The organism is Arthrobacter sp. TB 23, from assembly GCF_000294595.1.
Lineage (GTDB): Bacteria > Actinomycetota > Actinomycetes > Actinomycetales > Micrococcaceae > Arthrobacter_D.
The window spans coordinates 1-25,033 of record NZ_ALPM01000065.1; the positions used below are offsets into that span (position 1 = coordinate 1).

Consider the following 25,033-nt stretch of genomic DNA (forward strand, 5'->3'; position numbering starts at 1 on the left):
GGCTTGTTGATCTTCGGTGGGCTGATCTTGCGTGACGTCAGAACTTCGTCCACCAGGCCGTACGCCTTGGCGTCGGCGGCGGTGAGGATCTTGTCGCGTTCGATATCGATGTTGACCTGCTCGGCGCTCTTGCCACTGTGCAGGGCCAGCGTGTCCTCCAGCCAGGTGCGCATCCGCATCACTTCGTTGGCCTGGATCTCCAGGTCCGACGCCTGACCACCCTGGCCGCCGCCAAGGGCCGGCTGGTGGATCAGGACACGGGCGTTGGGAAGTGCAAGCCGCTTGCCGGGGGCCCCTGCCGCGAGCAGCACGGCTGCAGCGCTGGCAGCCTGGCCGAGGCAGACGGTCTGGATTTCAGGGCGGATGAACTGCATGGTGTCGTAAATTGCGGTCATGGCCGTGAACGATCCACCCGGCGAGTTGATGTAGAGCGTGATGTCGCGCTCTGGATCGGTCGACTCAAGCACCAGCAGCTGGGCCATCACGTCGTCGGCCGATGCATCGTCAACCTGCACGCCGAGGAAGATGATGCGGTCCTCGAAGAGCTTGGTGTACGGGTCCTGGCGCTTGAACCCGTAGGGGGTGCGCTCTTCGAACTGGGGAAGAACGTAGCGGTTGGACGGCATCTGCGGTGCGGCGCCGCCTGCTGCGGCTCCAAAATTGTGGTTCATGGTCTCTCCTGGGTGATCTCTGCTGTGGTGGGTGGGGCGCAGGCGCAGCGACTTAGTCGCGCTGCGTTCCGCCGCCGCCGGATACCGTGTTGGCGTGCGCAGCGATCTTGTCGAAGAAGCCGTATTCCAGGCCCTCCTGCGCAGTGAACCACTTGTCGCGGTCGTTGTCCTTGAGGATTTTCTCGACCGTCTGCCCGGTCTGCTCTGCCGTGAGTTCAGCCATCACGCGCTTCATGTGCAGGATCAGTTCGGCCTGGATCCGGATGTCCGACGCCGTTCCACCGATGCCGCCGGAGGGCTGGTGCATCAGTACCCGGGCGTGAGGGGTCGCATAGCGCTTGCCCTTGGTGCCCGAGGAGAGGAGGAACTGTCCCATCGACGCCGCAAGCCCGGTGGCGACGGTGACCACGTCGTTCGGGATGAACTGCATGGTGTCGTAAATGGCCATTCCCGCGGTGACCGACCCGCCGGGCGAGTTGATGTACAGGAAGATGTCTTTGTCCGGGTCTTCAGCTGACAGGAGCAGCAGCTGGGAGCAGATGGCGTTGGCGTTGTCATCCCTGACCTCTGAGCCGAGCCAGATGATGCGCTCTTTCAGGAGCCGGTTATAGATGTAGTCATCCCGGCCAGCGGGGTCTACGGTCGCCATGGTCGGGGTGGTGGGTTCGATTGCCATTGGAAGTTAGCCTCTCACTCTGGTTGGTCTACCGGGTGCCGGTAGCCGACCGTTTGTCTCTCATTGGACAGTAACTTGTTTGGGGGTCCGTTTGATCCCGCTGCGGAGGCTGTTCGCTGACGGCGCACCAGAGCGGGGGCTGCGGAACTTAACGGCCGAGGGCCGTCCTCCCGGGTGGGAAGACGGCCCTCATTCGTCAATGGTGGGGCTATGCCTTGCTGGACTCTTCGTCAGCTGCAGCCTCGGCCTTGGCTGGCTTTTTCGGAGCCGCCTTCTTCGCAGCAGGCTTCTTCTCCGCAGCTGGCTTCTTTTCAGCGGCTGGCTTCTTCTCCGCAGCGGGCTTCTTCTCAGCGGCAGGCTTCTTGGCTGCAGGAGCTTTCTTCTCAGCGGCCGGCTTCTTGGCTGCTGGGGCCTTCCTGGCCGGCTTCTTCTCAGCGGGCGCCTCGGATGAGTCGTCAGCTTCATCGCCGGGGCGAACGAAGTCGCTCAGGTCAACAACGGATCCGGAGCTGTCCGTGACGACTGCCAGTTCAAGGACCTTCGCCAGTGCCTTACGACGACGGACCTCTCCGACAATCATCGGAACCTGACCGCTCTGATCCAGCATCTGAGCGAACTGGTTCGGCTCCATGCCGTACTGGCCGGCGGTCGACACGATGTAATCGATCAGCTCCGGCTGGCTGACACCGATTTCTTCCTTCTCGGCGATCGCGTCGAGGATCATTTCGTTGCGGAACGCCTGCTCGGTGTTCTCGCGAATCTCGGTGCGGTGCTCTTCGGTGTCGTGACCCTCGGCGTTGGCGTGGGCGTTTTCACCGGTGAAGTGCTGTTCCAGCTGATCCTCGATGAAGGCTGCTGGGACGGGGACCTCGATGAGCTCGATGAGCTTCTCAAGAACCAGGTCACGAGCTTCAACGCCCTGCTTGGTGACCTTCTCTTCGGCTGCGCGCTTGGTGAGGTCGGCGCGCAGTTCAGCGATGGTGTCGAATTCGCTGGCAAGCTGGGCGAAGTCGTCGTTAGCTTCGGGGAGTTCGCGCTCCTTGACGGCGCTGACCTCAACCTTGACCTGCGCCTTGTTGCCGGCGTTCTCGCCGTTGGCCAGCGTGGTCTCGAAGATGGCGTCCTCGTCGGCGCTGAGCCCGGTGACGGCTTCGTCCATGCCCTCAAGCATGGTGCCGGAACCGATCTGGTAGGACACGTCCTGCGCAGCGTCAACCTGCTCGCCGTCGACCGTTGCTACCAGGTTTACGGTGAGGAAGTCACCGTCGGCGGCGGGACGATCAACCGCGGTGAGGGTACCGAACCGGCCACGCAGCTCGTCAAGAGCCTTGTCGACGTCGGCGTCGGATGCCTCTGCAGCTTCGACGGTCACTTCGAGACCCGAGTACTCGGGAAGGGTGATCTCCGGGCGGACATCCAGCTCGACGGTGAACAGGAGCTGTCCATCCTTGGCGGCGGGATCCGGCACTTCGGTGATCTCAACCTCTGGGCGGGTCAGGGGACGGATTCCCGTTTCCTGAACGGCGCTCTGGTAAAAGTCATTCAAACCATCGTTGATTGCGGTTTCGATGACGTAACCGCGACCTACCCGCTGGTCAATCAGCTGGTTGGGGACGCGTCCCTTGCGGAAGCCCGGAACCTGGACCTGGGCGGAGATGGTCTTGTAAGCCGCATCGATGTTTGGCTTGAGCTCCTCAAAAGGAACTTCAACATTGAGCTTCACTCGCGTGGGAGTGAGGTTTTCGACAGCGCTCTTCACGGCGTAGTACTCCTGAATGATTGAAGATGAATGACCACACGGCGCCCGTGGAATTACCGGAACGGCATCCGCGGCGATAATGCAGAGTCGGGGTGACAGGAGTTGAACCTGCGACTTCCTGCTCCCAAAGCAGGCGCTCTACCAAGCTGAGCTACACCCCGTAAGTGCAGCCATTAGTCTACGTAACTTTTGCTCCAGTTGCACATTTGGCTAAACGGCCTTGCTTGTGGTGTAGTTATAGGCGTTCCGACGGCCTGAGCCGCTAAAGTAGTTAGTAGCTTGCTCGGGTTTTTGGGGATGTAGCTTAGTGGTAAAGCCTCAGTCTTCCAAACTGATGATGCGGGTTCGATTCCCGTCATCCCCTCCAGAATGTGGGTAAATTTCCTCAACCCAGTCCAATAAAAAAGCACCCCGCCAACCTGGCGCCGGGTGCTTTTTTCGTTTGACTACCGGGCTGCTAGGGCGCCTGGCAGCCGGGACACCAGAACAATTTCCGCGCCGCCATCTCGGCAACTGCCACCGGCGTTCCGCAGCGGCGGCAGTTCAGACCGGCCCGCCCATAGACGTAATGCGCGTCCTCGCGTTTGACCCGGGACGACGACGAGGATCGATCGGCCGGCGACGTCGTAATAATCCGGCCAGCACGCACTCCGTCCCCCATGATCGCGGCGATGTCCTCCCACAGGACTGTGGCTTCCTCAACGCTGACCGACTTGCCGGGGCGCCACGGGTCCAGCTTTTGCCTGAACAGCGCCTCAGCCCGATAGATGTTGCCTACGCCCGCGATCACCGCCTGATTCATCAGGAGCAGGCCCACCGGGCTGGCGCTCTTGCGCAGACCGGACGCGAACCGGGCGACGTCGTCGGGCGCATCCAGAGCGGCGCTGCCGAGCGGATCGGGGCCAAGGCGGGCGAAGACGGCGTCGCGCTCCGGTTCGGTAATTACCTCACAGGCTGTCGGGCCGCGCAAATCGGCCCAGCCATACTCGCTGACGAGGCGCAGACGGACGGCACCCACGGGAGCCGGCGGCCCGGCGTAGGTGGCGTCGGGGGTACCGGCGACCTCCCGCTCCCCCACCTTGCGCGGCGCACCGATGCTGGACGCGCCCATGAACGACTTGTCGCCGCCAAAGCTCCAGGCACCGTAAAGCCCCAGGTGCACGCGTAGGAAAAGTGTGGGGGTAGGACTTTCGTCGAGACCGTCGGCGAACTCGACGAAGAGTTGTTTTCCATGCGCAGCGGCTCGCACCAACACGCGTCCGTCCAGGCCTGCCGCGCCAGCAGCAAACCGACCCTGTGGGCTGGATGCCGCGACCTGCTGCCCGCCGAACACTGAGGACAGCTGGGACGCCAGCCGGTGAATTGAATGGCCTTCGGGCATGGGACTACAGGTTGACGCTGCCGGTGGTCTCGTAGGCGGCGAGCTGCCCGATCCGCCGCACGTGGCGTTCGGCGTCGCTGAACGGCTCGGCGAGGAACGCGTCAATGATGAGTGTTGCTTCCTCGACCGTGTGCTGCCGTCCGCCGACTGCCACCACGTTGGCGTCATTGTGCTGGCGCGCCAGCTTTGCGGTGTCCAGGCTCCAGGCCAGCGCAGCGCGGACTCCCCGCACCTTATTGGCAGCCATTTGTTCGCCGTTGCCGGATCCACCGAGCACAATGCCCAGCGCTTCGCGCCCTGCCTGCTGGTCAATGACGACGGCCTGCGCTGCGTTGATGCAGAACCCGGGGTAGTCATCCTCAGCGTCGTAGACCTGTGGTCCGTGGTCGATGACCTCGTACCCGGTTCCGCGCAGGTGCTCGATCAGGTGGGCACTGAGCTCCATGCCGGCGTGGTCAGTGGCGATATGAACGCGCATGAAAGATCCGTTTCGATGAGATGGGTGTGTGCTGTCAAGGGTACTTGGTTGCCGGGTGTGCAGGTTGGTCGACGCTGATGAAAGAATGGCTGTGCTGCGTAAGCTGCATCACACCCGACGCCCGCCACCCGCAGGGCTTCCCATCATCTTTTTCGAAAGGCTCCACTTTGCCAGGCATGAATCTGACGCGCGAAGAGGCACGAGCTCGCGCTGACATTTTGACCGTCACCTCCTACGACATCAACCTTGACCTCACCCGTGGCGACACAGTCTTCGGGTCGCGGACTGTCGTGAAGTTCGAGGCCACCCAGGGTGCTTCAACGTTCATTGACGCCGTCACCAAGGACGTGTCACGGGTGACCCTGAACGGCGTCGAGCTCGACCCGTCCGAGGTCTCTGATGGAATCCGCATCCAGCTGCCCCAGCTCGCGGCAGCCAATGAGCTGGTGATTGACGCTGACATGTTTTACATGAACACCGGCGAGGGTCTGCACCGCTTCGTCGACCCGGTCGACAACGAGGTGTACCTCTACACCCAGTTCGAGGTTCCGGACTCCCGGCGCGTGTTCCCCGTCTTTGAGCAGCCCGATCTCAAGGCCACCTTCAGCTTCACCGTGACGGCGCCGTCGCACTGGGATGTCATCTCCAACTCCCCCACGCCCGTCCCTGTCGACGCCGGCTCGGCCGACGACGGCGTCGCGACGTCCACCTGGTCCTTCGAGCCCACCGGTGTGCTGTCGTCCTACGTCACTGCCCTGATCGCCGGACCGTACCAGTCGGTGCGCAGCGAGCTCACCAGTTCGGACGGCCGTGTCATTCCCCTGGGTGTCTTTGCCCGGAAGTCTCTGATGCAGCACCTCGACGCCGAGAACGTGTTCGCGTTGACCAGGCAGGGGTTCGCCTTCTTCGAAGAGCAGTTCGGAACCCCGTACCCGTTCGCCAAGTACGACCAGCTCTTTGTCCCCGAGTTCAATGCGGGTGCCATGGAGAACGCCGGCGCCGTGACCTTCGTGGAAAGCTACGTTTTCAGGTCCCGGGTCACCGACGCCACCGTTGAGCGCCGGGCCATCACCATCCTGCATGAACTCGCGCACATGTGGTTCGGCGACCTGGTGACCATGCGCTGGTGGAACGACCTTTGGCTCAACGAATCCTTCGCCGAGTTCATGTCCACCCTCGCCGCCGCCGAAGCCACCGAGTTCAAGCAGTCATGGACCACGTTCGCCTCGCTGGAGAAAGCCTGGGCCTACCGTCAGGACCAGCTCCCCTCCACCCACCCGATCGTCGCCGACATCAACGACCTCGAAGATGTGCAGGTGAACTTCGACGGCATCACCTATGCCAAGGGCGCCTCGGTGCTCAAGCAGCTGGTGGCCTGGGTGGGCCAGGACAAGTTCATGGAAGGCGTCAGGGAGTACTTCGGCAAGCACTCCTGGAAGAACACCGAACTGGTGGACCTGCTGTCCGAGTTGGAGAAAGCCAGCGGCCGTGACTTGAAGGAATGGTCGGCCCTGTGGCTGGAAACGGCTGGCGTCAACACCCTGCGGCCTGAACTCGAGGTCGACAACGACGGCGTGATCACCAGCTTTGCAGTCCTCCAGTCGGCTGTTGCCGACTACCCCACGATCCGCCCGCACCGACTGGCGATTGGCTGCTATTCCCTGGATGATGCCGGAAAGCTGCAGCGTATTGACCGGGTGGAACTCGACGTCGACGGCGAACGCACCGACGTGCCTGAACTGGTTGGCCGGGCCCGCCCCGACCTGGTGCTGCTCAACGACGATGATCTGGCCTACGCGAAGATCCGGCTCGACGAGGTGTCGTTGCGCACAGCAACGCGACACCTCAAGGACTTCAACGACTCGCTCCCCCGCACCCTGGTCTGGGCTTCAGCCTGGGACGCAGCACGCGACGGTGAGACACCGGCCCGCAACTACGTGGAGCTGATCCTGCAGAACATCGGCGCCGAATCCGATTCGTCGGTGGTGCTGGTCCTGCTCCGTCAGCTCGCCACGACGCTCGCGTTCTATGTGAACCCCGTCGACCGGTCAGCGATGACTATCGCGGCCGCCGACAGCCTCTGGGAACTCGCCCAGCGGGCCGACGCCGGATCGGATTCACAGTTGCAGTTCATCAAGGCGTTCGCCGGACACGCGCAGACCGGACCCCATCTGGACACCATTGAAGCGATCTTCACCGGCTCCGAGGTGCGCGCGGGGTTGGAGATTGACGCCGACCTACGCTGGGAGTTGGTCACCTCACTCGTGGCTGGTGGCAGGTTCGCGCAGCCGGACATCGACGCCGAGCTCGAGCGCGATGCCACCGCCACCGGTCAGCTGGCAGCCGCCCAGGCGAAGGCGGCCATCCCCACGCCGGAGGCGAAGGCCGAAGCGTGGCACAGCATCATTGAGCGGTCGGACATGCCCAACGCGGCCCAGCGGTCAGCGATTGCCGGGTTCATGCGCGTTCACGACCCAGCAGTCCTTGCTCCCTTCGTGGACAAGTACTTTGCTGCTGCCCCTGACGTCTGGGGCAGCAGGACTCACGAGATCGCTCAGCAAATCATCGTGGGGCTGTATCCATCGCGGTTAACCACCCAGGAGACGCTGGACAAATCTGCAGCCTTCCTGGCCGCGCTCGATGCCGAAAGCACCTCGTTGCGACGCCTGATCCTTGAGAGCCAGGACGGGATTGTGCGGGCTCTGAAAGCGCAGGCCGTCGACCGGTAAATCAGGCGGTTTGGGGTGTAGTTTATAACCCATGAACCTCTCCGAGCACCACTATCGGATAGCTGTCAGATGGACCGGGAATCGTGGCGAAGGCACCCGGTCATACCGAGGCTACGGCCGGGACCACGAGGTGTCGGCTGTGGGTCCGCCGTTGCTGCTCGGCACGGCGGACCCCACCTTCCACGGAGACAAAGACAGGTGGAATCCTGAACAGTTGCTGCTCGCGGCACTGTCCCAATGCCACATGCTGTCCTATCTCCATATGGCGGTGAAAAACGGGGTGGTAGTGACCGCCTACGAGGATCCCGCCGTCGGCACCATGAGGTTGAATGGCAACGGCAGCGGCGAGTTCATCAGTGTCACCCTGAAGCCTCGGGTGACCATCACCGATCCCCTGCTGAAATACACCGCGCAGGCCATCCACCGTGATGCCGCCGCGTCCTGTTTTATCGCGCGGTCGGTCAACTTTCCGGTCAATCACGAACCGGTGGTAGTGGTGGTGGAAGAGGCCCCGCAGGACGCCTAGGAAGCGTCGTCGGTCCGGCGCGGATGGAGCCGTTCCTCCGCGCCGGGATCAGACCCGATTTTCCGCTCGCTGCTTCGGGTGGCCCTCTTTGCCTGCGCCAATCCAGCGCCCCCCGGCGGGCCCGACGTCGTCCCCCGCGGCACCCATGCCCAAATTGAGTGTTTGGCCGACAATCCGCCGGGAGAGAAATCCGCTGCCGCCGGGGATCAGGATGCATCTCGGCTCGACCTACGGCGCTAGCCTAGGACCAGACACCCTTTCCGCCGCTGGCGGGGAGAACCCTGCGCTTGTGAAGGAAACGGTCACGCCCCCATGCAGTCGCCCACCCAGATTGGTTTAGGAGACCAGCTCCTCCACGCCGCCATCATCCTGGTGGCTGGGCTGGTGTTATGGCTGGTGGTCCGCTTCATCATCAACCGGATGGTGCGGCGGGTGCGCAGCGGGTCCGACCTGTTCAAGAAACCGCATCTCAAATGGGCGCAGCCCGTCCTTCGTACCCTCGACCACAAACGGCGGGTGCAACGAACCGAGACCATCGGGGCACTGCTGCGCAGCGTTTCGGGTCTCACCATCGCGATCATTGCCATCATGATGGCCCTGCAGGCGCTCGGCGTGGATATTGGTCCCATTCTCGCGAGCGTCGGAATCGTGGGTATCGCCATTGGCTTTGGTGCCCGCGAAATCATCAGGGATGCGTTCCTCGGGTTTTTCATCACCCTCGAGGATCAGTACGGAATCGGCGACACCATCGAGGTCGGCGACACCGTCGGAGTGGTGCAGTCGGTAGGTCTGCGGATTACGCGTCTGATCGATGACAACGGGGCCATCTGGTACCTCCGCAACGGGGACATCATGAAAGTGGGCAACCGTTCACAGGGCGACTACGTGGCGCCAGTAGCTGCCGATGCCGCACCCGTTGCCCCGGTACCCGGCGCCGAACCTACAGGAGAGAAATCATGACAAACCCCGGAAACGCCGAAGGCATCCCCATCCCATCCCGATTCGGGGAGCCGCTCGCCAGGCTCACACCGGTGGGTCCGCGATTCGACCAGCCAGCCTATACCGACAACTTCTACGAAGCAGTCGGAGGGCATCCGGTCTTCGTGAAACTGGTCGATATTTTCTACGCCGGCATCGCCGATGACGAGTTGCTGCGCCCGATGTACCCCGAGGAGGATCTCGGACCGGCCAAGGAACGCCTGCTGATGTTCCTTGAACAGTACTGGGGCGGTCCCAAGACGTACGGGGAGCAGCGAGGGCATCCGCGACTCCGGATGCGGCACATGCCGTTCGCCGTGTCACCCCAGGCCCGGGATCACTGGTTGACGCACATGCGCGCTGCCGTCGACGCCCTGGACCTCGCACCTCTCCATGAGGCGACGCTGTGGGATTACCTTGAGCGGGCTGCCCATTCGATGGTCAACTCAGCGGACGACCGCTAGGACCCGTTCATATCACGGTAGGGATCCGCGACAGCACATGGCCTCGCGAGGTGCTGATCCGGGTCCACCGCCCGTTGGTCAGGACCAGTGGACGCTCTTCCCCGGCGAGGAAACCCAGGGCGAAGGCCCCGAAGGCTGCACCCGCTGGCACCTCGACTGCCAGATCTTCGATGCTGCGACCCCAGATCGCTCCCCTGGCACTGTTGACGATCAGGGCACCCGGATTGTTCGGGACGGTCTCCGCGACTTCGCGGATACCGTTTCTGGCTGCAGTCTCGACAAGCTCGGCGCTGAGGTCGCCGCGCGGCTCCCACCCGGAGCGTGGGGGCAGCACCCCGGTCCAGCTCTCGGTGACCGTGGTCGGGGGAACCTGCAGGACGACGTCGTCGTCGGCCATCCGGGCGAGCCGGTCCGACACCGAGGCCAAAGCAACAGTGGTGTCCACGTTCGCCGGGGCTGCCAGCGGCATGGTCCGCAATCCAAGAACGGTGGGGATCGCCTCGCCGAGGATGCGCGGCCGGAGAATGCAGATGTAGGCGGCGAGGACAGTTCCCGTCGCCTGCAGCCGGACGGCGCCGTCTTCGGCTGCCCTGGCCCGGGCGATGAACGTCCGCAGGTCGGCGACCACCAGTGGATCGGTGAAGATCAGCTCGGTTGATTCCGGCGGTGACACCATCGGTCAGCCGTCCTGTCGGCGCCGGAAGGCCACCGGGTCGCCGAGCCAGCGCTCCAGGGCGGCGCGCTGCGCTTCGTTGAGTTTCGCGGGCCGGCCGGTGGTCCGGTTGACGAGGATCATGGTGGAAGCCGCCAGAGCGTAACTGATGGAGCCGTCCGGCTCCGCGATCTGGTAGCCCAGATCAAAGCTTGAGCCGCCGATGCCGGTCACCCAGATGCTGATCTCCAGCGGGCTGGGACGGTAGTTCAGCGGCGCCGAGTATTCGATCTCGTGCCGTGCAACGAGCGTGAAGTGGTCCGGGCCGATCAGGTCAAGCAGGGTATCGGACGGTTCGGCGCCGCCCTGGACCGGGTCCGAGAGGGGCAGATGAATGAACTGGACGCGCGCGTCCTCAAGGTACTGCAGGAACCGCACGTTATTGACGTGTCCGTAGGAGTCTTCGTCGCCGAAGCGTAGCTGAATAGGGAAGCGCTGGATCCGGGGCATGCTCCCATCCTCTCAAACGTAACCCGGCCCGGCTAAACGCTTCACCACTGGTGTTGAGGGGCGGACGCGTGTGCAACTAAGGTCAGAGGTACTTTCGACGTCGTTTCCGCGACGGATCTACCCCACGCATCACCGCACTACAAGGAGAATTTACCTATGGCTGTCGAGTCCACTGTCGATCCAACCCAAACGCTGGTCGACCTGCTTGATCTGAGCAGCGCGGATGGAGCGCAGACCGACGAGGAGATCTTCGTGGGTACCTCGGTGCAACAGGCAGGGCGGCGGATTTTCGGTGGTCAGGTGTTGGCTCAGGCACTGATTGCGGCGATTCGCACCGTCGAGCCGACCCGGGAAGTCCACTCCATGCACGCCTACTTTTTGAGGGCGGGAGATGCGCTTGAACCGATCACCTTCGGGGTGCAGCGTCTGCGTGATGGCCGGTCCTTCTCGGCCCGGCGGGCGCACGCGTACCAGAATGGGGTCCCCATCCTGTCGATGATCGCCTCCTTCCAGCAGCCCGACGACGGTCTGTCCCACCAGGAGCGGATGCCTGAGGGAGTACCCGATCCTGAGTCGCTCCCCAGTACCGCCGACCTGCTCGGCGACATGGACCACCCGTTGGCACGCGCATGGTCATTTGACCGGCCGTTCGACATTCGGCATGTGGATGGTGCGCTCTATGTGCAGCACGACAGCGACCGGGTGGCACGCAATGCGGTCTGGATGAAAACCTTTGCTCCGATGCCGGCAGATCAGGGGCTGCACCGGGCGGCCCTTGCCTACGCCAGCGACTACACGCTGCTCGAATCAATCCTCCGCCAGCACGGCCTGAGCTGGATCACCCCCGGCATGAGTGTCGCCAGCCTGGATCACGCCATGTGGTGGCACCGTCCGGTGAAGGTGGATGAGTGGTTGCTTTATGTTCAGCAGTCCCCCAGCGCTTCGGGGGCACGTGGCCTCTCGACCGGGCAGATCTTCAACCGTGCCGGCGAGCTGGTGGCAACCGTTGCCCAGGAGGGCATGGTCCGCGTTCCCTGATGCCCCCACCTGGATCGAGCCAACACACATAACCGGAAAATCGCCGCAAACGCGTCCTTGGTGTTGACTCGATGAAAAGAAGGAGCGCCCCGACCGTTAGTGGCCGGGGCGCTCCTTTTTCAACGAGTCAGCTGTTAGTCGCGGGTCAGGCGGCGGTGCGTGACGCGGTGAGGCTTTGCGGCGTCGGCGCCGAGCCGTTCCACCTTGTTCTCCTCGTAGGACTCGAAGTTACCCTCGAACCAGTACCACTTGTCCGGGTTCTCCTCGGTACCCTCGTAGGCGAGAATGTGGGTCACGACCCGGTCGAGGAACCACCGGTCGTGCGATACCACCACGGCGCAGCCGGGGAATTCCAGCAGTGCGTTTTCCAGGCTGGACAGCGTTTCGACGTCGAGGTCGTTAGTCGGTTCGTCAAGGAGGAGAAGGTTTCCACCCTGTTTGAGCGTCAGGGCCAGGTTCAGCCGGTTACGCTCACCACCGGAGAGGACACCGGCACGCTTCTGCTGATCGGGGCCCTTGAAGCCGAAGGCCGATACGTAGGCCCGTGAAGGCATTTCGACCTGTCCCACCTGGATGAAGTCGTGTCCGTTGGAGACAACCTCCCAGAGGGTCTTCTCGGGGTCGATGCCACCACGGGACTGGTCGACGTAGGAGATTTTCACCGAATCACCGATGGTCAGCTTGCCGCCGTCGATTGGTTCCAGGCCCACGATGGTCTTGAACAGCGTGGTCTTACCGACGCCGTTGGGGCCGATGACGCCGACGATGCCGTTGCGGGGCAGCGAGAAGGACAGTCCGTCGATCAGGATGCGATCGTCGTAGCCCTTGCGCAGGTCAGTTGCTTCAATGACCTGGTTACCCAGGCGTGGGCCCGGCGGGATCTGGATGTCTTCGAAGTCGAGCTTCTTGGTGCGCTCCGCTTCTGACGCCATCTCCTCGTACCTGGCGAGCCTGGCCTTCGACTTGGTCTGGCGGCCCTTGGCGTTGGAGCGAACCCATTCGAGTTCCTCGGTGAGGCGCTTGGACTGCTTGGCATCCTTTTTGCCCTGCACCTCGAGGCGGGCACGCTTCTTTTCCAGGTAGGTGGAGTAGTTGCCCTCGTAGGGGTACAGGTGGCCGCGGTCGACCTCGGCGATCCACTGTGCAACGTGGTCGAGGAAGTACCGGTCGTGGGTCACGGCCAGGACAGCTCCGGCGTAGCTCTTGAGGTGCTGCTCGAGCCACAGCACACTTTCAGCGTCGAGGTGGTTGGTGGGCTCATCGAGGAGCAGCAGGTCGGGCTTCTGTAGAAGCAGCTTGCACAACGCAACCCGGCGTCGTTCGCCACCGGAAAGGATCGTGACATCGGTTTCCGGGGGCGGGCAGCGCAGCGCGTCCATGGCCTGTTCCAGCTGGGAATCGAGGTCCCAGGCGTCAGCCGCGTCGATGGCTTCCTGCAGTTTCCCCATCTCTTCAAGCAGGGTGTCGAAGTCGGCGTCCGGGTTGGCCATCTCTTCGGAGATCTCGTTGAATCGCTGGATCTTGCCGTAGATCTCACCGACACCTTCCTGCACGTTGCCCAGAACGGTCTTTTCCTCGTTCAGGGGCGGCTCCTGCAGCAGGATGCCCACTGAGTAGCCAGCGCTGAGCTTCGCTTCGCCGTTCGAAGGGGTGTCCAGGCCTGCCATGATCTTCAGGATGGTGGACTTGCCCGAGCCGTTGGGGCCCACGACGCCAATCTTCGCGCCGGGGTAGAAGGACATGCTGACGTCGTCGAGGATTACTTTGTCGCCGACAGCCTTGCGTGCCTTGGTCATTGTGTAGATAAATTCCGCCATGCTCCAAGGCTAGTCGGTGCAACCAACTATCTCCCATTTGTGTGCGGTAGCTCCCGTTGCCTGACAGGAGCGTTCCCCTTCAGAAGGGCGGCGCCACCGAGTTCTAGAAGGGTGCATCACTGAGTTGACGTCCTGCTTCCGGTGAACTGGTGCCACCGCCAGACGAGTCGTCGGCGTCGTCGGCGTCAGCGGTGTGCCCGGCGTCGGCGCCAGCGGTGTGCCCGTCAGTGTGCCCGTCGGGGTGCTCTGCTCCGTCGTCGTCAGAGCGCTCCGGGTAGCCGCCCGACGCGTCCATGATCTCCCCGGTGGCCTGGTCGACCCGTGGATAATCCACGTCGGAGTCCTGCACATCCGATGGATCACCCGCCGTCGACGTTTCCCCTCCGGTGCGGTCGGCGCTGGTGCGGTGGAAGTGGGCGGTCCCCCACATCAGGTCATGCCCGACCGTTTCAGCGTCGATATCTACCGAGGTACCGGTTCTCCCGTCCTCCCGGATCCACGGCCGGACCCGAAGCCGCCCGCTCACCACCACCTTGTCGCCCTTCTTGATGCTCACTCCGGCGTTGGTGGCCAATTGCCTGAACATCGACACGGCGTACCAGTTGGTTTGGCCGTCAGCCCAGGAACTGGTGTTCCGATCGAATCGGCGCTCGGTCGAGCACATGCGGAAACTGGCGTAGGCCAGGCCGCTGACTGCGACCCCTGACTTGACGTCGGTGGCCACATAGCCTCGGACTGTGATGTTGTCGCTCATCGAATTCCCCTTCAGCAAAGGTGTGCGCTGGCGGGTGTGCCAGCAGACACTATTTCACCGGTACCGGGGTGCGGGCGGGGGCTGTGGCAACGCTATGTGGACAGGCTGAGGGAAGGGTCGCAGGTGGAGGGAAAGTCATCAACACGCTGGACCGGTTGCGGTCGGCCGCAACTCCGCGGGCCGCCTCTGTTCCGGGGCTGGGGTCTTGCCTGCAGGTCGTCCTGTTCCGGGGCCAGCGTCTTGCCGGCTGGTCGGCCCGGTAATGCTGTGGTGCCCCCGGCGCGATTCGAACGCGCGACCAACGGATTAGAAGGCCGTTGCTCTATCCACTGAGCTACGGGGGCGACTTTTCTAGGTTACTACGCCGCCCAGCATCGTCGTGACGATGGGCGCCCCGGTTCTACGTCAGCATCTGGACATGCGTGGCTGACATGCAGGGCATTTCCGTCCACGGATGGCCGGGTTGCTCGCCGGGGTCCGGGTTGGTCACCGGAACGGGTGGTGGTTCGCTACGCCCCGAAGGTCACCTTGAGTTCGAGGTGGTGCTGGCCTGCGATATCCTGTGAATAGACCGCCTTGCCGGAGATTCCCGTGAGGCCTTCGGTACCGGATCCCGGGATGATGTGGCCTGAACTGGCTGCAGCGCTACCCTCGGCAATCCCCCAGTGCTGGACGATCATGGTGCCCACCCTGCCGCCGACCGATCCGGTGAAGACCTCCGACGCGACGTAGCCGGCGCCGAAGTCGTTCCCCGCCATCAGTAACTCGGCGAAACTGGTCCCAGCCAGGTCGCCGGTGAAGACTTTGGTGGCGCTGACCCGGGACAATTCACTCGACGACCCGGGAACTGAATAGGGCTCGGGACTCCAGTCAGATATCTCGAAATCGCCGCTGATGATGTGTTCTGTCGATTCGGTCATTGACCCAGTATCGCCGGTTCAGCCCGAGAAAGCATGTTTGGGAGGACCCCGGTGATCAGTGCAGCTCGCCTGCCGCCGGGGTTTCATAGCGTTTCCGGAACAGGATCTTGGTCTTCGGATCGAGGAAAACCAGGTAGCACGCGAAGCCCAGAGCCACCACCGCAGCGACCTGCCGTGCCACCGTCAGGCTGAGCTCGAAGTACGGGAAAATGTCCAGCTGATCCGAGATGGCGTAGATCATGAAGAAGGACACCATGAAGTAAAGGGTCTTGACCTGCCAGTCGTTGCGGATACCGGTCACGGCGAACAAGGGGATCAGCCACACGACGTACCAGGACTGGATCATCGGCGCGAGGAACACGATCGCCGCGAAGGCGAGGGCGAGCCGGCGTACCAACCGGCTGTGTTCACCGGTGAACATGAGCCACCCGATGATGGCCAGCGAGGTGATCCGCCCCAGCAGGTAGACCACATCAGTGAAGGATTGACCGTCAAAGCCCAGTGCGTCCGCGAGGATCATGACGACCATGCCGAGGAATCCAATGGGCGCGTACCAGATCCAGACGCTGCCCGGGGTGCTCAGTGCGCCCACCCAGCCAAACCCGAACCCGTTGATCATTCCCATCACCCAGAGGATGGCAAATGAGATGCCAGCGGTGAGACCCCAGTAGAGGAACTTCCGCGGCCAGCTGGCACCTTTACCTGCCCACATCAGCCCCATGAAAGGAAGAAAGATCAGCGTGATGGGCTTGATGGCGATGGACAGGGTGACGATCACGATGGCGCGCAGCGGTTTCTGGGTCGCCGCCAGGTAGAGCCCCCAGAGGGCAAGACCGATCATCAGCGCATCATTGTGGATGCTGGCAATGAAATTGATCAGGAAGAGGGGGTTCGCCGCGGTCAACCACAGCGCCCGGTTGGGGTTAACGCCGTGCAGTTCGGCGAGTTTGGGCACGTAGTACACGCACAGTGCCACTCCCACAATGGCGATGAGCCGGAAGAGCAGTATCGAGAAGTCGGGTTGCCCGCCGGTGATGCCAACTACCAGGGCTTCAATCCACAGGAATACGGGCCCGTAGGGGGTGGGGCTTTGCGCCCACATATCGTCGGCACCGATTTGCAGGTAGTTCGAGATCTGGGAGTAGCCGTCGACATAGGGGTTCAACCCTGACAACACCACCTGGCCCTGCGCGATGTAGGCGAACACATCCCTGCTGAACAGCGGGAGGGCCAGGCACATGGGCGCACCCCAAGCAATCACGGCGCGGAGGATCACCGGCCGGGACTCGGGCCCCCACCCATGCAGGCGTTGACCAAGCCGCAGCCAGGAGCGGACCAGAAGCATGCCACCCAAGGCGAGGATCAGGACGGACACCACAGCGCCGGCCGGTTCAAACCGCATCCACATGATGACGGGGACCCTGCGCAACTCGACTGACGCCAGCGACAGCCAGCCGACACCATACGATCCGATCATCATCAGCAGTGATCCCACGAACCCCTGGATAACCGCGACATTCGGGCGGCCCGCCAAGGCTGAGTCCGTCCGGGGCTGCGAGGCGTCGGCTGGCACCTGGGCAGTCATCTGAGGTTATCCAATCTTCGGTCGAACACTAAATCTCGAACGGCTGTGCTGCTGAATTACTGCATCTAAACCGAGGTGCCGTGGCCGGGCAGACTGGCTAGATTTTAGCATTGACAGCTGGTCCGTAGCCGGTATCGCCGCACCCGGTTGCTGCGTCCGGATCCGGCGAAACAGTGCTTACACTTGGCTTGACCAATATTCCTTGACGATTTGGTGGTTGATGGCTTTGGGGCGCCACAGTGCGGAACCTGTCAAACGGCAGAAACCCGCTGACGAACTTCTTGCGTGGGGTGTGTTTATCTCGGCGGCATGTTTCGCCTCCATGTGGGTCCTGGACCTCGACCCCGGACCCGGGTTTATCCTGGGCGCGATGCCTGCGGCAGCTTTCGGTGTGGTCTGGATCCTCAACAACGGTGCCCTCACCCAACACCCCGCTGGAGCCCACTCGGCCTCGTGCCAGCCTGCGCCAACAGCAGCCACTGCACCCGTTGGCACCACAACACCGGGCGTGACGCCGGAGCCCACCAGGGGTCACGGTACCCTGCCGGGTCCGCAGCCCACCCGTCCGGCCCTGGCCCCGCCCGCTCGTGAGCAGCCAGCCTCGGAAGCGGGGAGCCACACCGCGGCGAGCCGTTGGGTTCAGGAGTTCGGTCCGCCGGACACCGGCCCCCTGCCGGTTCAGGCTTATCGGCGCAACCGCGGTGCGGGAGTGTTCGCCGGATCAGTTGAGCAACGCTCCGACGGCCGCCAGTGGAGCCACTCCCGCGCCTGATCACGCGGTACATTTGGGGTGTGCCGATATCTAATGAACACATTGTCTGGATTGACTGCGAAATGACGGGGCTCGACCTCGTCTCGGACGCACTCATCGAAGTTGCAGTACTCGTGACTGATTCCGAGCTGAACATTCTGGGAGAGGGTGTCGACGTCGTCATCAAGCCCGACGACGCCGCGCTCGCGCAGATGGGCGATTTTGTGCGGGACATGCACACGACGTCAGGGCTGCTCACCGAACTTCCCGAGGGCATCAGCATGGCCGAGGCTGAGGCTGAGGTACTGGCCTACATCACCAAATGGGTCCCCGAACCCCGCAAGGCCCAGCTGGGAGGGAACTCGGTGGGTACCGACCGGTCGTTCCTGGCCCGCGACATGCCGGCCGTGATCGAGCACCTGCACTACCGGATCATCGATGTATCGACCATCAAGGAACTCGCTCGCCGGTGGTTCACCCGGGCATATTTCCAGTCCCCTGCCAAGAGTGGGGGGCACCGGGCCCTGGGGGATATCCAGGACTCCATTCGTGAGCTGCGTTACTACCGGGAGTCGATTTTCGTGCCGAGCCCGGGCCCCGATTCGGCGTCCAGCAAGGCGATTGCCGGGTCGATGGCTGACTAGTTCGGGCGCCCGGAACCCCTTCCGGGCAGCCGGTTGCAGAGGGACCGCAAAAATTGTGTAGACTTGTCTGCGCTGCCTTTTGTAGGTGACAACACGACCGGAAACATCCGGTGGGATGTCATTTTGGCCGAAGGCACATGGTGGGTATAGCTCAGTTGGCAGAGCGCCTGGTTGTGGTCCAGGAGGTCGCGGGTTCAAGCCCCGTTACTCACCCCAAGAAGGTTGAAAGTTAGCCTTGGAAGGCCGTCCCTGAAGATCTTCGGGGGCGGCCTTACCTGTAGGACCCAGGCCGGCGTCAGCTGGCGTTGAGCCACCGTGGAGGTTGGACCGCATGGAACGCAACGTGTTTGAGGAAGACCATCTGCTGTTCCGCGAGGTCGCAGCTGAATTCATTTCCCGCGAAGTGGCACCCCACTACGCAAGCTGGGATCAGGACCACCTCATGCCACGCACGCTGTGGACTGCCGCTGGCGAACAGGGGCTCCTTGGTCTGGCCGTGCCCGAGGAGTTCGGCGGGGCGGGAATGCCCGATTATCGTTTCCGCGCCGTGCTGGACGAGGAGTTCGCCAAAACGAACCACCTCGCCGTCGCCCTCGCCCTCCACCTGCACGACGACCTGGTCCTCCCCCACCTGCTGGCCTACGGCTCCGACGACCTCAAAGCCCGGTGGCTCCCCGGGATGGTCAGCGGCGAACGCGTCACCAGCGTTGCGTGGACCGAGCCCGGTGCCGGCAGCGACCTGCGCGGCATCAGGACCAAGGCGGTGCGCGACGGCGACGACTGGCTGATCTCCGGACAGAAAACCTTCATCGGCAACGGCATCAGCGGTGACGCCTCCCTCGTGCTGGCCCGCACCGACGGCAGCACCGGCCGGGGCTCCGCCGATTCCTTCTCCCTGTTCATGGTCGAAAAAGGCGAGGGGTACAACACCGGCAAACAGCTCGACAAAATGGGCCTGAAAGCCTCCGACACCGCCGAGCTCTTTTTCGATGAGGTTCGGGTCACCGGGGACAACCTGGTGGGCGAACTGGGCCACGGGCTCCGTTACGCCACCGAACAGCTGCCGCAGGGGCGCCTCGCGATTGCCGTTGCAGCCTCAGCTGTGTCCCGCGCCAGCTACGAGGCCGCCGTCACCTACACCAAGGAACGCAACGCGTTTGGCGAGCGGGTTATCGACTTCCAGAACACCCGTTTCCAGCTGGCCGATATCCTCACCGAGGTTGAGGTCACCGAAACGTACGTCGACCAGGCGATGCTCGCGTTCAACGCCGGAACCCTGGACGCGGCCAGCGCTGCCCGGGTGAAACTGTGGGCAAGCGAGCGGGCCAAATCCATCACTGACCGCTGCCTCCAGCTCCACGGCGGGTACGGGTACATCCTCGAGTATCCGGTGGCGCAGGCGTTCCTCGCCACCCGGCTGCTCACCATCTTCGGCGGCACCAGCGAGATCATGCGCGACGTCGTCGGCCGCCACATCGCCGGCCGATAACCGAGCTCGTTAGCCCCTTCCGATTTTCTCCCCTCCAGGAAAGCGACAATGACCGTTCACCCAGTCACCATCACCGGTGAGCCTGTGCTGCACCGCCGCGCCGCCGTCGTCACCGAGTTCGATGAGCAGCTGCGCACCCTCATTGCCGACATGTTCGAGACCATGGACGAAGCCAACGGCGTTGGCCTCGCCGCACCGCAGATCGGCGTGGGCCAGCGGATATTCGTGTACGGAATGGTGAACGACGACGACGTCGCGCCCCGCGGCGTGTTGGTGAATCCGACGCTGGTGACCACCAAGATTTCGGGGGCCGACCCGGACCCCGACGAAGAATCCGAGGGTTGCCTGTCCGTTCCTGGTGAATCCTTTCCGCTGAAACGCGCCGAATGGGTCAAGGTGACGGGTTTTGACGGCTTCGGCGAGCGGGTTGAATTTGTGGCCACCGGCTGGTTTGCGCGTTGCATGCAGCACGAGTATGACCATCTGGAAGGCAAGCTGTACGTTGACCGGCTCGTCGAACCCTATTCACGCGCCGCCCGCAAGGCCATCAAGAAGAATGCCTGGGGCGCTCCCGGTCTGACCTGGATGCCAGGTGTGGACCCGGACCCCTTCGGCCACTAGCCGACGGCGCCCGTCGGTCCGGTCGGCCGGTCCGGTCCGTAGGTCTGGTCTGTCCGGTGGTCCGGTCGGTCCGGTGGTCCGTGGCCGCTAGACCTCTTTGGCGGCGGCACCCGGCTCCTGCCCGGGTTCGAGATCCTCAAGCCGCTCGACGCGGCGGAGCGGCCCAAAGATCGCCACGAGGGGTGCTCCGGCCGTCAGGATGACGCCGATCAGGATAGCGGTCCAGATTCCGACCAGCTCTGCCAGGATGCCACCGAGGATACTGGCGATCCCCAGCATCCCCCAGCTGACCATCCGGGAAGCGGCCCCGAGCCTGCCCATCATGGTGGGCGGGCAAACCCGCTGTCTGAAGGCTGCCCCGACCACGATGTTCCAGGCGACGCACACGCCCATCAGGAACAGGCCCAGCACGCCCCAGAGCATTCCGTAGCCCGGGGTCATGACCAGCAGCGAGGCGTAGCCCAGCACGCCGGGCACCATCGAATAGCGCCAGACCGGGCCGGACCCAAACCGGTCGGTGGCGCCCTTGACGGTAATACCGCCCAACGCTCCCCCGACGGACGCTGCGGCCAGGAGCACGCCCAGCCAGATCTCGGACTCGTTGAGGGTCCGAAGCACCAAAAGCACCAAAAGCGATGCGACCATACTTCCGCCCAGATTCCAGAGCGCCGCGTTGAACAGGATCGCCCGCAGCGGACCGGTGCTGAACGTGTAGCGCAGCCCGTCCTTCATCTCCCGGAAGATCCGCCGCTCCCCCTGGTGCGGCTGCGCCTCCTTGAGCTTCAGGGACGAAATGGCGAACAGGGAGGCAACCGACGTCGCGATCTGCACCAGCAAGGAATTGGAGGCGCCGAACGCCACGGTCAACCAGCCGGCCAGGCCGCGACCGGCCGCGTCCGCGGACGCCGACGACGCCGTCATCAGGCCGTTGCCTTCGACCAGCTCATCCTTCGACACCGCCTGGGGTATCAACGCCTGGTCAGCCAGGGTGAAGAAGACTGCCGACAGGCCGACAAGGAAGGAGACAATGAACAGTTGGGCGATAGACATGATGCCGAACCAGAACGCCACCGGCAGGGTCGCCAGCACGAGGATTCGCGCGATCAGGGACCAAATAATCACCGGCTTCCGTGGCCACCGGTCCACCCAGACTCCCACCGGCAACCCCAGCAGCAGCCATGGGAGGAAAGTCATTCCTGCCAGCGCGGCCACAGCGAAGTCGCTGGCCTGCAGTTCGATGACGGCAATAACGGGGAAGGCGATGGAGGTGACCGCCGTTCCCAGCACCCCGACGGTGCTGGAAAGCCACAGTGCCCGAAAGTTGCGGTTGCGTACCAGCAACGACTTTTGGGGCACCAGGGTGTCGGTCATTGGGATAGCGTAACCGAGCGGAATCGCTTCACTGGCCAGATCGGGAATTCTATTTGAACTTCGTTCCGGGGTCTTGACCAGCGGCCCTGACGCAGAGATAATCACCGGTTTTTTGGGGATGGGTTGACCGATACGCCGGGTTCTGTCCTTCACCACCGTCGCCGGTGGTGAAGTGGCGGCCATCCATCTACGAACGCCGTTGCCGACGCCCTCCAGCGGCCTACCCGGACACTCAGGCGAGCAGCCTTCAAACGCGCCCTGTCTGGCCTTGCTCCGGGTGGGGTTTACCGAGCCGCGCCGGTCACCCGGCACGCTGGTGGTCTCTTACACCACCTTTTCACCCTTACTACAGCGCATTGCTGCGGGCTGCAGCGGTCTGTTTTCTGTGGCACTTTCCTGCGGGTTACCCCGAGTGGGCGTTACCCACCACCCTGCTCTGCGGAGCCCGGACGTTCCTCGGTGCACCGATCCCTCGCGCCAGGCGCTTGAGTCGGTGCAACGCGGCCGCCTAGTCAACCCATCCGCACCCGATTCTACGCGGCTGGCGGCCCTGTCCTTAATCGTCCAACGACTGGTGGTCCTCGGTACCCGGCATTATGGGGGCGGTGAACCTGGGTAAAGTGGTGCGGTGCTGATTTTGCTGCCCCCGTCCGAAGGTAAATCCCCAGCGGTGAAGGGCTCTGCCGTGAATCTCGGAGGTCTTCAGTTCCCTGAGCTCACGGCCGCCCGCCAAACGGTGCTGGGATCCCTGGCTATCGCCAGCACCGGCCCGGACGCTCACCGTATCCTTGGTGTCGGCCCGTCGCTGGGCGCCGAGGTGCTCCGCAACATCACCCTGCTGGATCAGCCCGCGGCACCGGCCTACCAGGTCTACTCGGGGGTCCTGTACGACGCGCTGGGTTACAGCACCCTCACCCCGGTGCAACGCCGGAAGGCTCAGGAATCGGTGGTGGTGATCTCTGCGCTCTGGGGGGCCCTTGGCTTCGCCGATGCGATCCCTGCCTACCGGTTGTCCATGTCGGTGTCACTTCCCGGCACCGGTACGCTCGCCTCCTTCTGGAAGCAACGCCTTGCCGGTCCCCTGGATCACCGGTCCGGCGATTCGCTCATCGTTGACTGCCGCTCCAGCACCTATGGGGCGGCCTGGGCTGGTGTCCCCGAGCGGACAGTCGCGGTGAACGTGCTGCTGGAGCGGGACGGCAAGCGTTCAGTGGTGTCCCACTCAGCCAAGCACACCCGCGGACTGCTGGCCCGGCATTTGATTACCCGGCGGTCCAGCCGCCCCACCACACCGGATCAGCTGCTGAAGGCTGCCCGCGAGCAGTGGCAAGCCGAACTCACCCCGGCCACCTCACGCAAACCAGCCCAGCTCAGCATCATCCTGCAGGGCTAGTCGCTCAGGTGGATTGAGCTGGTCCGTCCCAGTCGGCGACCAGCTCCACTTCAAAACCGGCCGCGTTCTCCAGGTAAGCTGCGTAACTTTGCGGGCCACCGGCGTGCGGGTACGCGTCGGCGAACATCGGCGTCCAGCCATGGCTTGTGGCGCGGCGTGCCAGTAAATCCACCTCAGCCGGGCTTCCGGCCCGGAATGCCAGATGATTCAACCCGGGCCGACGTCGTTCGTGAAGCTCGCCGGTGACATCAGGGCCTGCTTCAATCACCAGGTACAGCCCGTCGGCGCCGACGTAGCTGGCGCCGTCCGCCCAGGTTTCCCTGGCTGTGAAACCAAGTTGCAGCAGCAACCAGCCGAGGGAAGCTGTGGCCGCCTGCAAATCACTGACCCACAGCTCAACATGGTGCAGCCGTCCGGACGGCGCCCTGACCGGCTCAGGCCCAGACTCAGCTGTCTCTGCTGCCGGTCGGGCGCTGGCTGGAGAGAGGCTGCGCGGCACCCAGGGGGTGCCGGCCATGCCCGCGTCCATCGCCTCGTTGGACAGACGATCGGCGTCCTTGTTGATCTCCCGCGGAATCCACTGGTACTTCACCCGCCGGGGATCCAGCACCGCCCGGGCCTTTCGGGCCAAAGCCTGCATGTCTGCGTGCTTGATTTTCCAGCGGCCCTCCATCTGCTCAACCACGAGCTTGGAGTCCATCTTGACGAGGATCCGGCAGGTGGGATCGAGCTCGTTGGCCAGTTCCAGACCGGCAACGAGGCCTGAGTACTCGGCGACGTTGTTGGACGCCTTGCCGATGTAGGCGGCCTTCTCCACCAGGATGGCACCGGATTCCGGGTCGCGCACCAGGGCGCCGTAGCCGGCGTGGCCGGGGTTGCCCCTGGATCCGCCGTCGGCTTCCACAATCAGGAACCGCGGAGTTGCCGTGGTGGGGGTTTCGTCGGCGTGGTCAAAAAGGGTTTGTTCAGCGGGCACCGGCTCAGTTGCCCCACTCGTCGGATCGCACCAGAATGGCGCCCGAATCCGGGCAAAACACGAGGTCGTCCTCGGCAGCTTTGCGGAGGTCAGCGAGGTCGCCGGGGCTCAGCTGCATTCCCGAGCCTTCAGAGGTGCCATGGAACAGGCGCGCAGCACCCACACCGCGGCGGGCGAGGGTCTTTTCGTACAAGGCGAGAAGACCAGCCTCGAAGGTCGCTGCCAATTCGGCGCGCTCGGCTTTGACCGAGTCCGCCTCGGCTGCAATGGTGGCCAGTTCGGCGTCGCGGGTGGATTCGATGGCGGCGAGACGCTCCCGGGCGTCGTCCTTCAACTGTTGCGCCGACTGTTTGGCTCCGCGGGCCGATTCGACCCGTTCCATGATGTCCAGTTCGACGTCTTCAAGATCTGAGCGTCGTTTGGTCAGGGACGCGACTTCGCTCTGCAGGGCTATCAGGTCCTTGGGACTGCCCGTGCCGCTGTCCAGTCGCTTCTGGTCGCGCTCGAGCCGGTTGACGACCGACTGCACGTCATCCTCGGAGCGGGTCAGTTCACGCTCAAGATCGAGGAGTGCCGTTTCGGCGCGCACCAGGTCGCCGTCGGTCCCTTCAAGCTGTGAGGAAAGCTCAGCAATGGCCGGATTAGCCCGCGCTGTGGCCGCCTGACGTTGCAGCTGGTTCAGCCGCGAGTCGAGCGCCTGTAGTTCCAACAGCCGAAGCTGCTCTGCCGGTGGTGCTTTTGCCACAGTAAAACCTCCGCAGTTGCTGATGGGGCGTCCATCCACCCTATTGCACAGAGCACGGTCCGGTCACCGTCGAGGAGCCGTGAACCTTCGTGGGCCGACTGCCTG

Annotated in this window: 24 protein-coding genes, 4 tRNA genes and 1 other RNA gene; 12 read left to right on the plus strand and 17 right to left on the minus strand. The window is 63.5% G+C overall.

The window, feature by feature from the left end:
• From B384_RS0109400 to B384_RS0109415, 4 genes are all read right to left on the minus strand, one after another.
• Window positions 1–671, minus strand: a 671-nt coding sequence (locus B384_RS0109400) for an ATP-dependent Clp protease proteolytic subunit (protein ID WP_019482862.1), incomplete at its 3' end; no start/stop codon positions are given.
• A gap of 52 nt (window positions 672–723) precedes the next feature.
• A complete protein-coding gene (locus B384_RS0109405) occupies window positions 724–1,320 on the minus strand; it encodes an ATP-dependent Clp protease proteolytic subunit (protein ID WP_024475965.1) in 597 nt (198 codons plus the stop codon).
• 235 nt (window positions 1,321–1,555) lie between these two features.
• Window positions 1,556–3,106, minus strand: coding sequence for a trigger factor (tig, locus tag B384_RS0109410; RefSeq protein WP_019482864.1), 1,551 nt, complete (start codon window positions 3,104–3,106; stop codon window positions 1,556–1,558).
• Between the two features lie 87 nt (window positions 3,107–3,193).
• Window positions 3,194–3,267 (minus strand) — tRNA-Pro (locus B384_RS0109415).
• Window positions 3,268–3,399: 132 nt separating this feature from the next.
• On the opposite strand from B384_RS0109415, the gene B384_RS0109420 reads away from it, so the two are divergent.
• Window positions 3,400–3,473, plus strand: a tRNA-Gly gene (locus B384_RS0109420).
• A 90-nt stretch (window positions 3,474–3,563) separates the two neighbouring features.
• Here B384_RS0109420 and B384_RS0109425 read toward each other — a convergent pair.
• Together B384_RS0109425 and B384_RS0109430 are read right to left on the minus strand one after the other, a co-directional pair.
• Window positions 3,564–4,487: an Fpg/Nei family DNA glycosylase gene (locus B384_RS0109425; protein ID WP_019482865.1), complete on the minus strand. Its 924-nt coding sequence runs from the start codon at window positions 4,485–4,487 to the stop codon at window positions 3,564–3,566.
• 4 nt (window positions 4,488–4,491) lie between these two features.
• On the minus strand, window positions 4,492–4,965 hold the full coding sequence (locus tag B384_RS0109430) for a ribose-5-phosphate isomerase (RefSeq protein WP_019482866.1): 474 nt from the start codon (window positions 4,963–4,965) through the stop codon (window positions 4,492–4,494).
• Between the two features lie 176 nt (window positions 4,966–5,141).
• On the opposite strand from B384_RS0109430, the gene pepN reads away from it, so the two are divergent.
• The 4 genes from pepN (at window position 5,142) to B384_RS0109450 (ending at window position 9,662) form a co-directional block, all read left to right on the plus strand.
• Entirely contained in the window at window positions 5,142–7,694 is a 2,553-nt protein-coding gene (pepN, locus tag B384_RS0109435; protein ID WP_019482867.1) for an aminopeptidase N, read from the plus strand.
• Window positions 7,695–7,725: 31 nt separating this feature from the next.
• On the plus strand, window positions 7,726–8,220 hold the full coding sequence (locus tag B384_RS0109440; RefSeq protein WP_019482868.1) for an OsmC family protein: 495 nt from the start codon (window positions 7,726–7,728) through the stop codon (window positions 8,218–8,220).
• 312 nt (window positions 8,221–8,532) lie between these two features.
• A complete protein-coding gene (locus tag B384_RS18435; RefSeq protein ID WP_019482869.1) occupies window positions 8,533–9,180 on the plus strand; it encodes a mechanosensitive ion channel family protein in 648 nt (215 codons plus the stop codon).
• Entirely contained in the window at window positions 9,177–9,662 is a 486-nt protein-coding gene (locus B384_RS0109450) for a globin (protein ID WP_019482870.1), read from the plus strand. Before B384_RS18435 ends, B384_RS0109450 begins: the two co-directional genes overlap by 4 nt.
• A gap of 7 nt (window positions 9,663–9,669) precedes the next feature.
• Here the strand turns inward: B384_RS0109450 and B384_RS0109455 are convergent, their stop codons facing one another.
• Window positions 9,670–10,338: a hypothetical protein gene (locus B384_RS0109455; protein WP_019482871.1), complete on the minus strand. Its 669-nt coding sequence runs from the start codon at window positions 10,336–10,338 to the stop codon at window positions 9,670–9,672.
• 3 nt (window positions 10,339–10,341) lie between these two features.
• Window positions 10,342–10,824, minus strand: a complete 483-nt coding sequence (locus tag B384_RS0109460) for an acyl-CoA thioesterase (protein ID WP_019482872.1) — start codon at window positions 10,822–10,824, stop codon at window positions 10,342–10,344.
• Between the two features lie 156 nt (window positions 10,825–10,980).
• Here B384_RS0109460 and B384_RS0109465 point away from each other — a divergent pair, with 156 nt between their 5' ends.
• Window positions 10,981–11,862 carry an acyl-CoA thioesterase gene (locus B384_RS0109465; RefSeq protein WP_019482873.1) on the plus strand — a complete coding sequence of 294 codons (882 nt, stop codon included), beginning with the start codon at window positions 10,981–10,983 and terminating at the stop codon, window positions 11,860–11,862.
• Between the two features lie 134 nt (window positions 11,863–11,996).
• On the opposite strand, the gene ettA is transcribed toward B384_RS0109465, so the two are convergent.
• The 5 genes from ettA to mptB form a co-directional block, all read right to left on the minus strand.
• Complete coding sequence (gene ettA, locus B384_RS0109470; RefSeq protein WP_019482874.1) at window positions 11,997–13,679, minus strand: energy-dependent translational throttle protein EttA; 1,683 nt, start codon at window positions 13,677–13,679, stop codon at window positions 11,997–11,999.
• A 103-nt stretch (window positions 13,680–13,782) separates the two neighbouring features.
• Complete coding sequence (locus B384_RS19685) at window positions 13,783–14,433, minus strand: single-stranded DNA-binding protein (RefSeq protein ID WP_019482875.1); 651 nt, start codon at window positions 14,431–14,433, stop codon at window positions 13,783–13,785.
• A 268-nt stretch (window positions 14,434–14,701) separates the two neighbouring features.
• Window positions 14,702–14,777: transfer RNA gene (locus B384_RS0109480), tRNA-Arg, on the minus strand.
• A 165-nt stretch (window positions 14,778–14,942) separates the two neighbouring features.
• A complete protein-coding gene (locus tag B384_RS0109485; protein ID WP_019482876.1) occupies window positions 14,943–15,353 on the minus strand; it encodes a DUF3224 domain-containing protein in 411 nt (136 codons plus the stop codon).
• Window positions 15,354–15,408: 55 nt separating this feature from the next.
• Window positions 15,409–16,938 carry a polyprenol phosphomannose-dependent alpha 1,6 mannosyltransferase MptB gene (gene mptB / locus B384_RS0109490; RefSeq protein ID WP_019482877.1) on the minus strand — a complete coding sequence of 510 codons (1,530 nt, stop codon included), beginning with the start codon at window positions 16,936–16,938 and terminating at the stop codon, window positions 15,409–15,411.
• Between the two features lie 370 nt (window positions 16,939–17,308).
• On the opposite strand from mptB, the gene B384_RS0109495 reads away from it, so the two are divergent.
• The 5 genes from B384_RS0109495 (at window position 17,309) to def (ending at window position 20,443) form a co-directional block, all read left to right on the plus strand.
• On the plus strand, window positions 17,309–17,710 hold the full coding sequence (locus B384_RS0109495) for a hypothetical protein (protein ID WP_156809043.1): 402 nt from the start codon (window positions 17,309–17,311) through the stop codon (window positions 17,708–17,710).
• Between the two features lie 20 nt (window positions 17,711–17,730).
• The gene (gene orn, locus B384_RS0109500) at window positions 17,731–18,333 is read left to right on the plus strand and encodes an oligoribonuclease (RefSeq protein WP_083850901.1); all 603 of its coding nucleotides are present in this window, start codon (window positions 17,731–17,733) and stop codon (window positions 18,331–18,333) included.
• Between the two features lie 140 nt (window positions 18,334–18,473).
• A tRNA-His gene (locus tag B384_RS0109505) sits at window positions 18,474–18,549 on the plus strand.
• Between the two features lie 115 nt (window positions 18,550–18,664).
• Complete coding sequence (locus B384_RS0109510; RefSeq protein WP_019482880.1) at window positions 18,665–19,822, plus strand: acyl-CoA dehydrogenase family protein; 1,158 nt, start codon at window positions 18,665–18,667, stop codon at window positions 19,820–19,822.
• Window positions 19,823–19,870: 48 nt separating this feature from the next.
• Window positions 19,871–20,443, plus strand: a complete 573-nt coding sequence (def, locus tag B384_RS0109515) for a peptide deformylase (protein ID WP_019482881.1) — start codon at window positions 19,871–19,873, stop codon at window positions 20,441–20,443.
• Between the two features lie 87 nt (window positions 20,444–20,530).
• Here the strand turns inward: def and B384_RS0109520 are convergent, their stop codons facing one another.
• Both B384_RS0109520 and rnpB read right to left on the minus strand, forming a co-directional pair.
• Window positions 20,531–21,814 (minus strand): MFS transporter, encoded by a 1,284-nt coding sequence (locus B384_RS0109520; protein ID WP_083850898.1) that lies wholly within the window; start codon window positions 21,812–21,814, stop codon window positions 20,531–20,533.
• Window positions 21,815–21,929: 115 nt separating this feature from the next.
• An RNA gene (gene rnpB / locus B384_RS19700) (RNase P RNA component class A) lies at window positions 21,930–22,334 on the minus strand.
• Between the two features lie 108 nt (window positions 22,335–22,442).
• On the opposite strand from rnpB, the gene B384_RS0109525 reads away from it, so the two are divergent.
• Window positions 22,443–23,207: a YaaA family protein gene (locus B384_RS0109525; RefSeq protein WP_019482883.1), complete on the plus strand. Its 765-nt coding sequence runs from the start codon at window positions 22,443–22,445 to the stop codon at window positions 23,205–23,207.
• 4 nt (window positions 23,208–23,211) lie between these two features.
• Here the strand turns inward: B384_RS0109525 and B384_RS0109530 are convergent, their stop codons facing one another.
• On the minus strand, window positions 23,212–24,183 hold the full coding sequence (locus B384_RS0109530; RefSeq protein ID WP_019482884.1) for a reverse transcriptase-like protein: 972 nt from the start codon (window positions 24,181–24,183) through the stop codon (window positions 23,212–23,214).
• 4 nt (window positions 24,184–24,187) lie between these two features.
• Window positions 24,188–24,928: a zinc ribbon domain-containing protein gene (locus B384_RS0109535; RefSeq protein WP_019482885.1), complete on the minus strand. Its 741-nt coding sequence runs from the start codon at window positions 24,926–24,928 to the stop codon at window positions 24,188–24,190.
• Window positions 24,929–25,033 lie beyond the last annotated feature (105 nt).

Bases quoted from the DNA above. Each gene is read 5' to 3' on its own strand.
- B384_RS0109455 (WP_019482871.1), bottom strand. From the start codon at position 10,338: ATGGTGTCACCGCCGGAATCAACCGAGCTGATCTTCACCGATCCACTG.
- B384_RS0109465 (WP_019482873.1), top strand. From the start codon at position 10,981: ATGGCTGTCGAGTCCACTGTCGATCCAACCCAAACGCTGGTCGACCTG.
- B384_RS0109510 (WP_019482880.1), top strand. From the start codon at position 18,665: ATGGAACGCAACGTGTTTGAGGAAGACCATCTGCTGTTCCGCGAGGTC.
- B384_RS0109425 (WP_019482865.1), bottom strand. From the start codon at position 4,487: ATGCCCGAAGGCCATTCAATTCACCGGCTGGCGTCCCAGCTGTCCTCA.
- def (WP_019482881.1), top strand. From the start codon at position 19,871: ATGACCGTTCACCCAGTCACCATCACCGGTGAGCCTGTGCTGCACCGC.
- B384_RS0109495 (WP_156809043.1), top strand. From the start codon at position 17,309: ATGCCTGCGGCAGCTTTCGGTGTGGTCTGGATCCTCAACAACGGTGCC.
- B384_RS0109405 (WP_024475965.1), bottom strand. From the start codon at position 1,320: ATGGCGACCGTAGACCCCGCTGGCCGGGATGACTACATCTATAACCGG.
- B384_RS0109520 (WP_083850898.1), bottom strand. From the start codon at position 21,814: ATGACCGACACCCTGGTGCCCCAAAAGTCGTTGCTGGTACGCAACCGC.
- B384_RS0109460 (WP_019482872.1), bottom strand. From the start codon at position 10,824: ATGCCCCGGATCCAGCGCTTCCCTATTCAGCTACGCTTCGGCGACGAA.
- B384_RS18435 (WP_019482869.1), top strand. From the start codon at position 8,533: ATGCAGTCGCCCACCCAGATTGGTTTAGGAGACCAGCTCCTCCACGCC.
- ettA (WP_019482874.1), bottom strand. From the start codon at position 13,679: ATGGCGGAATTTATCTACACAATGACCAAGGCACGCAAGGCTGTCGGC.
- B384_RS0109440 (WP_019482868.1), top strand. From the start codon at position 7,726: ATGAACCTCTCCGAGCACCACTATCGGATAGCTGTCAGATGGACCGGG.
- B384_RS0109485 (WP_019482876.1), bottom strand. From the start codon at position 15,353: ATGACCGAATCGACAGAACACATCATCAGCGGCGATTTCGAGATATCT.
- pepN (WP_019482867.1), top strand. From the start codon at position 5,142: ATGAATCTGACGCGCGAAGAGGCACGAGCTCGCGCTGACATTTTGACC.
- B384_RS0109430 (WP_019482866.1), bottom strand. From the start codon at position 4,965: ATGCGCGTTCATATCGCCACTGACCACGCCGGCATGGAGCTCAGTGCC.
- B384_RS19685 (WP_019482875.1), bottom strand. From the start codon at position 14,433: ATGAGCGACAACATCACAGTCCGAGGCTATGTGGCCACCGACGTCAAG.
- mptB (WP_019482877.1), bottom strand. From the start codon at position 16,938: ATGACTGCCCAGGTGCCAGCCGACGCCTCGCAGCCCCGGACGGACTCA.
- B384_RS0109450 (WP_019482870.1), top strand. From the start codon at position 9,177: ATGACAAACCCCGGAAACGCCGAAGGCATCCCCATCCCATCCCGATTC.